The organism is Enterobacter wuhouensis (assembly GCF_004331265.1).
GTDB classification, from domain to species: domain Bacteria; phylum Pseudomonadota; class Gammaproteobacteria; order Enterobacterales; family Enterobacteriaceae; genus Enterobacter; species Enterobacter wuhouensis.
This window is the reverse complement of record NZ_SJOO01000016.1, coordinates 58,354-67,215: the sequence shown is the minus strand read 5'-3', so window position 1 is coordinate 67,215 and position 8,862 is coordinate 58,354. Positions and strand designations below refer to the sequence as shown.

The following is an 8,862-nucleotide window of genomic DNA, read 5'->3' as shown; positions in this document are numbered from 1 at the left end:
CTTTGTGGTGGTGGACGAAGACGTCTGCATCGGCTGCCGCTACTGCCATATGGCCTGCCCGTACGGTGCGCCGCAGTACAACGAAGCCAAAGGCCATATGACCAAGTGCGACGGCTGCCACTCCCGCGTGGCCGACGGTAAAAAACCGATCTGCGTGGAGTCCTGCCCGCTGCGCGCGCTGGACTTTGGCCCGATTGAGGAGCTGCGTAAAAAGCACGGCCAGCTTGCTGCCGTCGCGCCGCTGCCGTCCGCGCACTTCACCAAGCCGAGCATCGTGATTAAACCTAACGCCAACAGCCGTCCGACGGGTGACACCACCGGCTATCTGGCAAACCCGAAGGAGGTGTGAGATGGGAAGTGGATGGCATGAATGGCCGCTGGTGATCTTCACCGTCTTCGGACAGTGCGTCGCCGGGGCGTTAATCGTGATGGGCCTTGCCTGGCTTAGTGAAAAAGACGATGCGATAAAAGCGCGGATTGTCCGCAGCATGTTCTTTTTGTGGGTGGTAATGGGGATTGGCTTTATGGCCTCCATACTCCATCTTGGATCGCCTCTACGCGCGTTCAACTCCCTTAACCGCGTAGGCGCCTCCGCGCTCAGCAATGAGATCGCCGCAGGTTCCGTCTTCTTTGCCGTGGGCGGCTTCTGGTGGCTGGTGTCGGTTATCGGCAAGATGCCCCCTGCGCTGGGCAAAGTCTGGCTGGTGGTCTGTCAGATCCTGGGCATTGTCTTCGTCTGGGCCATGACGCGGGTTTATCAGATTGATACGGTCCCCACCTGGTACACGGGCTATACCACGCTGGCGTTCTTCCTGACCCTGTTTTTGGGCGGCCCGCTGCTGGCTGCCCTGCTGCTGCGCGTGGCGAAAGCGCCGTTTAAAAGCGCACTCACCGCCTCAGTCAGCGTACTGGCGCTGCTCACCACTGCGGCGGTTATCGTTCTGCAAAGCAACGAGCTGACAACAATCCACAGCTCGGTCCAGCGGGCCAGCGCCCTGCTGCCGGATTACGGTTCGCTGCAGGTCTGGCGTCTCGTGCTGGTTGCAGCGGGGTTAGGCTGTTGGATCTGCCCATTGGTTCGCCGCCAGGAACCTAAAACCCTTGCCCTTTTTGCTGGTATTATCCTGGTAGTGCTGGGTGAACTGCTTGGCCGTGGACTATTCTATGGTCTGCATATGACCGCAGGTATGGCGATTGCGGGTTAACACAGGTGCGCGGGGCAACCCGCGCATGCGCAAGGAATGTTGTAATGACTGACGTATCACATCGTGAATCTTTTGCTTTTAGCGCCAGAGTATTGGGCGCGCTGTTTTATTACTCCCCGGACAGCGAGCAGGCCGCGCCGCTGGTGAATGCCCTTACGGCGGGTGACTGGATTCAGGACTGGCCGCTGGAGCAGGAAAAGCTACGGCCGATTGCCGATATCTTTAAAACCCCCTCAGATGAGGCCCTGAAGGATGCCTGGCAGCGTCTGTTTATTGGCCCGTATGCTCTGCCCGCGCCGCCGTGGGGTTCCGTCTGGCTGGATCGCGAGTCCGTGCTGTTTGGCGAATCGACGCTCGCGCTGCGCCAGTGGATGCGTGAAAACACGATCGCCTTTGAGACGCAGCAGAACGAACCAGAAGATCACTTCGGTACGTTGCTGCTGCTGGCAGCCTGGCTGGCTGAGAACGGCCGCGACGCCGAGTGCGACCAACTCCTCGCCTGGCACCTGCTGCCGTGGAGCACGCGCTTCCTGTCGGTATTTGTCGAGAACGCTGGCCATCCGTTCTACGCCGCGCTGGGCCAGCTTGCACAGCTGACGCTTGCGGACTGGCGTGGCGCGTTACTCACCCCGGTCGTTGAAAAAACGCTGTATCGCTAACCTCAGCGGCATGCCCCGGCTGGCGGGCGTGCCGTCAGGCTCCCCCCGCAACCCTTTAAAAGCTATACGTCACCTTCAGGCTTCCCGTTGGCGATGTTTTTCGTTTAACAATGGGGCTATCGGCTGCGTCCCCCACCAGCTGCGTAACGCCCGTTGCCGCAAGGATGCTCCAGCGCGGGGTAAGCTTATGGCTCCAGTCAACATTCACCGACCAGGCGTACAGTCCCGCACCGGGCTCATGTCGGGAAAATCCCGACGCGGCTGACTGTTCGGCACTTACGCCGTAGTACCTTTGCATGTACTTGCTGGTTCCCCAACTGCCGTTCATCGACAGCGTCAGCGCATTTTTCGGTGAGGTATAAAGCGGGCTGGCAATACCGAAGTGCACGGCTTCACCATTGTCTCTTTCAGAAACCGGCACTTCGGCCAGCAGCTGCAGATTAAGCCAGTCGCTGACCTTGTAGCCCAGCCCGGGCACCACGATTGCCGAGCCCTTGATCTCGCCCATCCCTCGCAGCTCGTCGCTGCCGGAGCTGATGGAATCGCTGCTTACGTCTTTATCTTTTCGGCCTGTGCGATAGCTCAGTGCGGCACTGTAATCCAGATTGCCAAAATTGTTGCCGTAGCCAAGCCCCCGCGAGGTGCTGATAAAAAAGCCGTTTGCCATCGCGTAATCAACAACCTGAGCCGCGCTGACGCGGCTTTTATCCGATCCCGAGTAGCGTGGCGCGACGTCTATGCCGCCCCCCAGGGTTAACACATTGCCCTGATTGTATTCTGCCGCCAGCGCTGGGGTGGTCAGTAACGCCAGGACGGCACCCGGCACCATGTTTTTTATGCTGCGACCGATGAGTGCACGGGGAAACGTATGACGCAGTTGGATGTTTCTCATTACAGATGTCCTTCTTGATTCAAATGATGACGACACAGGCGGTGTTAAACGCCAGAGCGCCCATTCTGAATACTCACCCTAAGGTTCTTATGAGCCGAATATGAAGAAACGCTGAAGCCCCGGAAGGTGCTGTAAACCTGACAACTTTCCTGCTACCGTTTTTTTCTTAAGTTGTTCTTCATTCACCGTTGATACAGTGATTAATGTGAAAATTTTACTGATCGAAGACGACCTGGATCTCGGCAACGGCGTGCGTATCGCCCTTTCAGATCAAGGATTTGATGTCATATGGGTTCGCCGTAAAGAGGATGCGCTGCATCAGCTTGACGCCTGCGTGCCGGAACTTATTTTGCTCGACCTTGGGCTGCCCGACGGTGATGGCATGAGCCTGATGACGCGCTTGCGCCATCAGCTCAAGGGGATACCCGTCATCATCCTGACGGCGCGAGGTACGCTACAGGATCGCCTGAGCGGGCTGGATGCAGGCGCAGACGATTATCTGGTTAAACCCTTTGTTCTTGCCGAGCTGCTGGCCCGAGTGAGGGCCCTTGCGCGCCGCAGCTACGGTTTTGAAAATGAGGCAATCGACATTCGAGGTTTATCGCTCCACGTGCCAACGCGGCGCGTGACGGTGAGCGCGGGTCACGTCGAGCTGACGGCAAGCGAATATGCGCTGCTAGAAACGCTGATGCTGCGCGCTGACCGCGTGCTCACCCGCCGGTATCTGGAAGAAAGGATATTCGGCAACAAAGAGAACCTCAGCAATGCGCTCGACGTGCATATGGGTAATTTGCGGAGAAAAATCGGCGAGGGTTATATCCGAACGGTGCGGGGCGTCGGGTATGTTATTGATACCGTCCCCGTTCAGAAGGCGGCAGGTTGATGCGTAACCTGTGGTGCCACCTCACACAACCTACGCTTGTAAAGCGAATGCTGGTAGCGCAGATGCTCCTGCTGACCTTGCTGTGGTCTCTTTTCTTGACCTTCATTTTGCTGGAGGACCTGCGTAGCCCCCCAATACTCACGGGCAACGAAACCTACGAGACGCTTTTTTCCCTCGTTGAGAAAATGGACGATCGCCCACAGGCGCGAAACGCCGTGCTGGCCGCATTCAGCAAGGCGCTGCGGGAAGGGTACGGCGGCGGTGAAGATCCGGAGCTGTCAATCAACCTCATCGTTCGCCAGAATAAAGAGGTTATATTTGCATCGGATGGCGCGCCGACGGAGGTGAAAAATACCCGTCTGGGGCAAATGCAGCGCGTTCAGAGTGAGGGGCACGCCTGGACCAGCCGTACGCTAAAATCCACCCATTCAGACGTTGAGGTCACCCTTTTCACCCCTGCCGGCAGCTGGAATTTCTTTATCTACCTGAACTCGCGCGGTTATTACATCATGCCTCTGCTGGTGTGCATCCCTTTTCTTTTGTTCCCCGCGTGGCTTTCCATCCGCATTGCGATGCGCCCCTGGAACAAGGTAGTGAATGAAATTTCATTACGCACGCCAGACGATATCTCTCCGCTAAAAGCCGTTCCCAGACACAGGGAGCTTCGCCATACGGTAGACGCGATTAATGACTTTCTCGCCAGGGTGCGGGAAAGCGCAGAAAGGGAAAAGATGTTTATTGCCGATGCCGCTCACGAGCTGCGCACCCCTCTCGCCGCCATGCGGATCAACGTGGAAGCGTTGCAGTCCTGGGTAACCAGCGAAAGCCAACAGGAGCTGCTTGCAGGAATTGTTCGCAGCAATAGCCGCGCTGCGCGTCTCGTCAATCAGCTGCTGCTGATGATGCACAGCGAAGCGCACATTGACGCGGCAATGGAGCCTGTGCCGCTGACGACGCTCGTACAGGAGCGGATGGCTGCGCTGGAGCCGCTCGCGTCGGCGCGCAGGATAGAGCTGGAATTCTACTCCGATGGTGAAATCTGCGTCGCCGGCGTTCGGGAACGGCTGGTGTCATTGATTGACAACTTAATTGAAAATGCCGTCAAGTACAGCCCTGAAGGCGGGCGGGTCGAGGTGGATTTACGCACGCGAGAGGCAACGGCCCAGCTGCGCGTCTCCGATGCGGGGCCGGGTATTCCGGTTGAGCTGCGCGAGCGTGTATTCGACAGATTTTTCCGCGATCCCGGCCAGATGCAAAGCGGAAGCGGTTTAGGGCTTGCCATCGTCAAGGCGGTTGCACACCAGCACAACGGTCGTGTGGCCCTGAATAGTTCAGCAGAAGGCGGCCTTCAGGCGACGGTCACCTTCCCTCACCCTGCAATCGCCTGAAAGAGAATGCAATGTGCGATCGCGAATGCCGCAGATTGCTTCAAAAAAATTACCGTATTTGTTATATTGTTGTTTATTGCTTATTCACCTCTGCGGTGCCAAAAAGAACAAGATTCACCGCGACCCAGGACACGAAAATGTTAGATTACCGCTTCCCGACAGCTCTGCAGATGGTTCTCAGCGTAGCGATGGCGGAGCAATCGGGTGAACGTTCGACGAGTGCAATTCTGGCCTACGGTCTGGAAGCGAACCCGAGCTTTATCCGCAAGCTGATGGTGCCTCTCACCCGCGACGGCATTATCGTCTCCACGCTTGGCCGCAACGGTTCTATTCATCTTGGTCGCCCGGCGGAAGAGATCACCCTGCGCGATATCTACCTTTCTGTCATCGAAGATAAAAAACTGTGGGCGTCGCGCCCTGACGTACCGGCCCGCTGCGTGGTCAGCGCTAACGCCTGCTGGTACTTCAAGTCTATTTCCGAAGAGGCTGAACAGGCTTCGCTGGATGTTTTAGCCCGTCATACCGTGGCAAGCGCGCTAGAAGAGGTCAAAAGAGCCGATACCAGCGGGTGCGATCCGGTGCCTGAACTTGATATTCCGTATAAAAAAGCGGATTAATGACCGTCTTATTACAAAAAAACCGCCTTCATTGTGAAGGCGGTTTTTTATTATCTGCCACATCCTACGCGGGCAAAACGTCTTTTACCGGTTTACCGCGCGTCACGAATTTACGTAGCGTAACGTAAAACACCGGCGTCAGGAACAGACCAAACAAGGTCACGCCCAGCATACCGGCAAACACCGTGATCCCGGTAACGCCGCGAACCTCCGCCCCCGCGCCGTGGCCGAGGATCAGCGGAATGGTCCCGGCGATAAAGGCGATGGAGGTCATCACTATCGGACGTAAACGCAGGCGGCAGGCCTCCAGCGCGGCTTCCATAATCCCTTTCCCCTGCATTTCCAGCTCGCGGGCAAACTCCACGATAAGAATCGCGTTTTTACACGCCAGCCCCATCAGCACAACCAGCCCCACCTGCACGAACACGTTGTTATCGCCGCCCGTCAGCCAAACGCCAAACAGCGCGGACAGCAGGGTCATCGGCACGATTAGGATCACCGCCAGCGGCAGCGTCCAGCTTTCATACAGCGCCGCCAGAACCAGGAACGCCAGCAGCACCGCGACCGGGAAGACGATCAGCGCCGTATTGCCCTGCGTCGCCTGCTGGAAGCTCAGATCCGTCCATTCTATATTCATGCCGTTGGGCAGGATCTGCTTAGACATTCCTTCCAGCTGCGCCATCGCCTGCGCGGAAGAGAGCACGCGCGGGTCGGCATCGCCAATCAGATCTGCCGCCGGGTAACCGTTGTAGCGGATCACCGGGTCCGGGCCGTAGGTGGTCGTGATATTCACCATACTGCCAATCGGCACCATTTCGCCCTGGCTGTTACGGGTGCGCAAATTCGCGATGTCCTCGACGCTGTCGCGGAACTGGCCGTCGGCCTGCGCCATTACGCGCCAGGTGCGCCCGAACTGGTTAAAATCATTCACGTACGACGAGCCCAGATAGGTTTGCAGCGTACCGAAAAGATCGGTCAACGACACGCCCTGCGCTTTCGCCTTGTCGCGGTCAACCATCACGTCCAGCTGCGGAACGTTAGCCTGATAGGTTGAGATCGGGAAGTGCATACCCGGCGTCTGCATAATCGCCCCGGACATGGTGTTTACCGCGTTTTGCAGCGCGCCATAGCCCAGACCGCCGCGATCCTGAATGTACAGGGAATAGCCCGATCCCTGACCCAGCCCTAAAATCGGCGGCGGCAGGATGGAGAAGCCAAAGCCTTCCTGAATTTGCGCGATTTTCGCGTTGATCTCCGCGTTTATTTCCGCAGCAGTATGTTTACGCTGGTCGAACGGTTTCAGGCCAAAGAAGACCGTCCCGGTATTCGGCGTGTTGGTGAACTGCAGCGCGTTCAGGCCGGGAAACGCGACCGCGTAGTCCACGCCTTCGGTATTCATCCCGATTTCGCTCATCTTGCGGATCACCGCGTCGGTGCGCGCCAGCGACGAACCTTCCGGCATCTTCACGCCGCCAATCAGGTACAGCTTGTCCTGCGTCGGAATAAACCCGCCGGGGACGGTTTTAAACATCACGCCAGCGGCGCACAGCAGCAGCAGGTATACCGCAAACACCGCGCCCCGTCGGCCCAGCGTTTTGCCCACCAGCCCCTGATAGCCGTTCGAGCTGCGGTGGAAAAAGCGGTTAAACGGACGGAAAATCCAGCCGAACAGACGATCGATAAGCCGGGTCGGGAAATCTTTCGGCGCGCCGTGCGGCTTTAACAGCAGCGCCGCCAGCGCCGGAGAGAGCGTCAGCGAGTTGATGGCGGAGATCACCGTGGAAATCGCGATAGTCACCGCAAACTGCTTGTAGAACTGCCCGGTAACGCCGGAGAGAAACGCCATCGGCACAAACACCGCGCACAGCACCAGCGCAATGGCGATAATCGGCCCGGATACTTCGCGCATCGCCTGATGCGCCGCCGCAAGCGGGGCAAGCCCCTCCTCGATATTTCGCTCAACGTTCTCCACCACCACGATGGCATCGTCCACCACGATACCGATGGCTAATACCAGCCCGAACAAGCTCAGGGTATTCAACGAGAAGCCCAGCAGATAGAGAATGCTGAAGGTCCCCACCACTGAAACCGGCACCGCGATCAGCGGAATGATCGACGCGCGCCAGGTTTGCAGGAACAGGATCACCACCAGTACTACCAGCACCACCGCTTCCAGCAGCGTTTGCACCACCGCGCGGATGGAGTCACGCACGAAAACGGTCGGGTCGTAAGGTGCCGCCCACTTCATATCTTCCGGGAAGCGCGTGGACAGTTCGTCCATTTTCGCGCGCACCGCGTTAGACAGATCGATGGCGTTCGCCCCCGGCGACTGGAAAATACCAATCCCGACCGCGTCTTTATTGTTCAGCTGGGAACGCAGCGCATAGCTGCCGGAACCCATTTCAATCCGCGCCACGTCGCGCAGGCGCACCACCGTACCGTCCTGCGTCGTTTTCAGGACAACATTGCCGAACTCTTCTTCGGTATGCAGACGCCCCTGGGCGTTAATGGAGATCAGGAAATCGCTCTCTTTCGGCAGCGGCTCGGCGCCGAGCTGCCCGGCAGAGACCTGCACGTTCTGCTCCTGCATCGCCGTGACCACGTCCGAGGCCGTCAGCCCGCGCGCCGCCACCTTGTTGGGATCCAGCCAGACGCGCATCGCGTATTCGCCCGAGCCGAAAATCTGGATCTGGCCAACGCCGGGCAGGCGCGCCAGCTCGTCCTTCACCTTCAGCGTGGCGTAGTTGCGCATATACAGCGAATCGTATTTGCCGTTAGGTGAAAACAGATGCACCACCAGCGTCAGCGTCGGTGACTGCTTCTGGGTCGTGATGCCCAAACGCCGCACGTCTTCCGGCAGACGCGCCTCGGCCTGCGCGACGCGGTTTTGCACCTGTACCTGCGCCTGATCCGGATCGGTACCCGGACGGAAGGTGACGGTGGTCACCAGCACGCCGTCAGAACCCGCGACGGACTTCATGTACATCATGTTCTCTACGCCGTTGATCGCCTCTTCCAGCGGCGTCGCCACGGTCTCGGCAATCACTTTCGGGTTGGCGCCCGGATACTCCGCGCGCACCTGCACGCTTGGCGGGACGACGTCAGGATATTCGCTCACCGGCAGCAGCGGGATGGCGATCAATCCGGTGATAAAAATCATAATCGACAGTACGGCCGCAAAAATCGGCCTGTCGATGAAAAAACGGGAAAAGTCCATG

Annotated in this window: 8 protein-coding genes; 6 read left to right on the top strand and 2 right to left on the bottom strand. The window is 58.2% G+C overall.

Going from position 1 to position 8,862, the window contains the following annotated elements; genetic code table 11:
• The 3 genes from E0L20_RS22255 to dmsD all read left to right on the top strand — a co-directional run.
• The coding region (locus tag E0L20_RS22255; RefSeq protein ID WP_131635811.1) for a 4Fe-4S dicluster domain-containing protein at window positions 1-349 on the top strand (349 nt) is incomplete at its 5' end.
• A 1-nt stretch (window position 350) separates the two neighbouring features.
• The gene (locus E0L20_RS22250) at window positions 351-1,205 is read left to right on the top strand and encodes a dimethyl sulfoxide reductase anchor subunit family protein (RefSeq protein WP_131635810.1); all 855 of its coding nucleotides are present in this window, start codon (window positions 351-353) and stop codon (window positions 1,203-1,205) included.
• A gap of 44 nt (window positions 1,206-1,249) precedes the next feature.
• On the top strand, window positions 1,250-1,864 hold the full coding sequence (dmsD, locus tag E0L20_RS22245) for a Tat proofreading chaperone DmsD (protein ID WP_131635809.1): 615 nt from the start codon (window positions 1,250-1,252) through the stop codon (window positions 1,862-1,864).
• A gap of 55 nt (window positions 1,865-1,919) precedes the next feature.
• Here the strand turns inward: dmsD and E0L20_RS22240 are convergent, their stop codons facing one another.
• Window positions 1,920-2,756 carry a MipA/OmpV family protein gene (locus E0L20_RS22240; RefSeq protein ID WP_131635808.1) on the bottom strand — a complete coding sequence of 279 codons (837 nt, stop codon included), beginning with the start codon at window positions 2,754-2,756 and terminating at the stop codon, window positions 1,920-1,922.
• Window positions 2,757-2,961: 205 nt separating this feature from the next.
• Between E0L20_RS22240 and E0L20_RS22235 the strand changes: the two genes are divergently transcribed.
• The 3 genes from E0L20_RS22235 to oqxR all read left to right on the top strand — a co-directional run bounded on the left by E0L20_RS22235 (window position 2,962) and on the right by oqxR (window position 5,644).
• Window positions 2,962-3,639 (top strand): response regulator, encoded by a 678-nt coding sequence (locus tag E0L20_RS22235; protein WP_131635807.1) that lies wholly within the window; start codon window positions 2,962-2,964, stop codon window positions 3,637-3,639.
• Complete coding sequence (locus tag E0L20_RS22230; protein ID WP_131635806.1) at window positions 3,639-5,027, top strand: sensor histidine kinase; 1,389 nt, start codon at window positions 3,639-3,641, stop codon at window positions 5,025-5,027. The genes E0L20_RS22235 and E0L20_RS22230 overlap by 1 nt, the downstream gene beginning before the upstream one ends.
• Before the next feature lie 137 nt (window positions 5,028-5,164).
• A complete protein-coding gene (gene oqxR / locus E0L20_RS22225; RefSeq protein ID WP_131635805.1) occupies window positions 5,165-5,644 on the top strand; it encodes an efflux pump transcriptional repressor OqxR in 480 nt (159 codons plus the stop codon).
• A 64-nt stretch (window positions 5,645-5,708) separates the two neighbouring features.
• Here oqxR and oqxB read toward each other — a convergent pair whose 3' ends face one another.
• Window positions 5,709-8,861 (bottom strand): multidrug efflux RND transporter permease subunit OqxB, encoded by a 3,153-nt coding sequence (gene oqxB, locus E0L20_RS22220; protein ID WP_131635804.1) that lies wholly within the window; start codon window positions 8,859-8,861, stop codon window positions 5,709-5,711.
• Window position 8,862: the final 1 nt, after the last annotated feature.

Coding starts and splice junctions, on each gene's coding strand:
- E0L20_RS22250 (WP_131635810.1), top strand. CDS start 351: ATGGGAAGTGGATGGCATGAATGGCCGCTGGTGATCTTCACCGTCTTC.
- dmsD (WP_131635809.1), top strand. CDS start 1,250: ATGACTGACGTATCACATCGTGAATCTTTTGCTTTTAGCGCCAGAGTA.
- E0L20_RS22240 (WP_131635808.1), bottom strand. CDS start 2,756: ATGAGAAACATCCAACTGCGTCATACGTTTCCCCGTGCACTCATCGGT.
- E0L20_RS22230 (WP_131635806.1), top strand. CDS start 3,639: ATGCGTAACCTGTGGTGCCACCTCACACAACCTACGCTTGTAAAGCGA.
- oqxR (WP_131635805.1), top strand. CDS start 5,165: ATGTTAGATTACCGCTTCCCGACAGCTCTGCAGATGGTTCTCAGCGTA.
- oqxB (WP_131635804.1), bottom strand. CDS start 8,861: ATGGACTTTTCCCGTTTTTTCATCGACAGGCCGATTTTTGCGGCCGTA.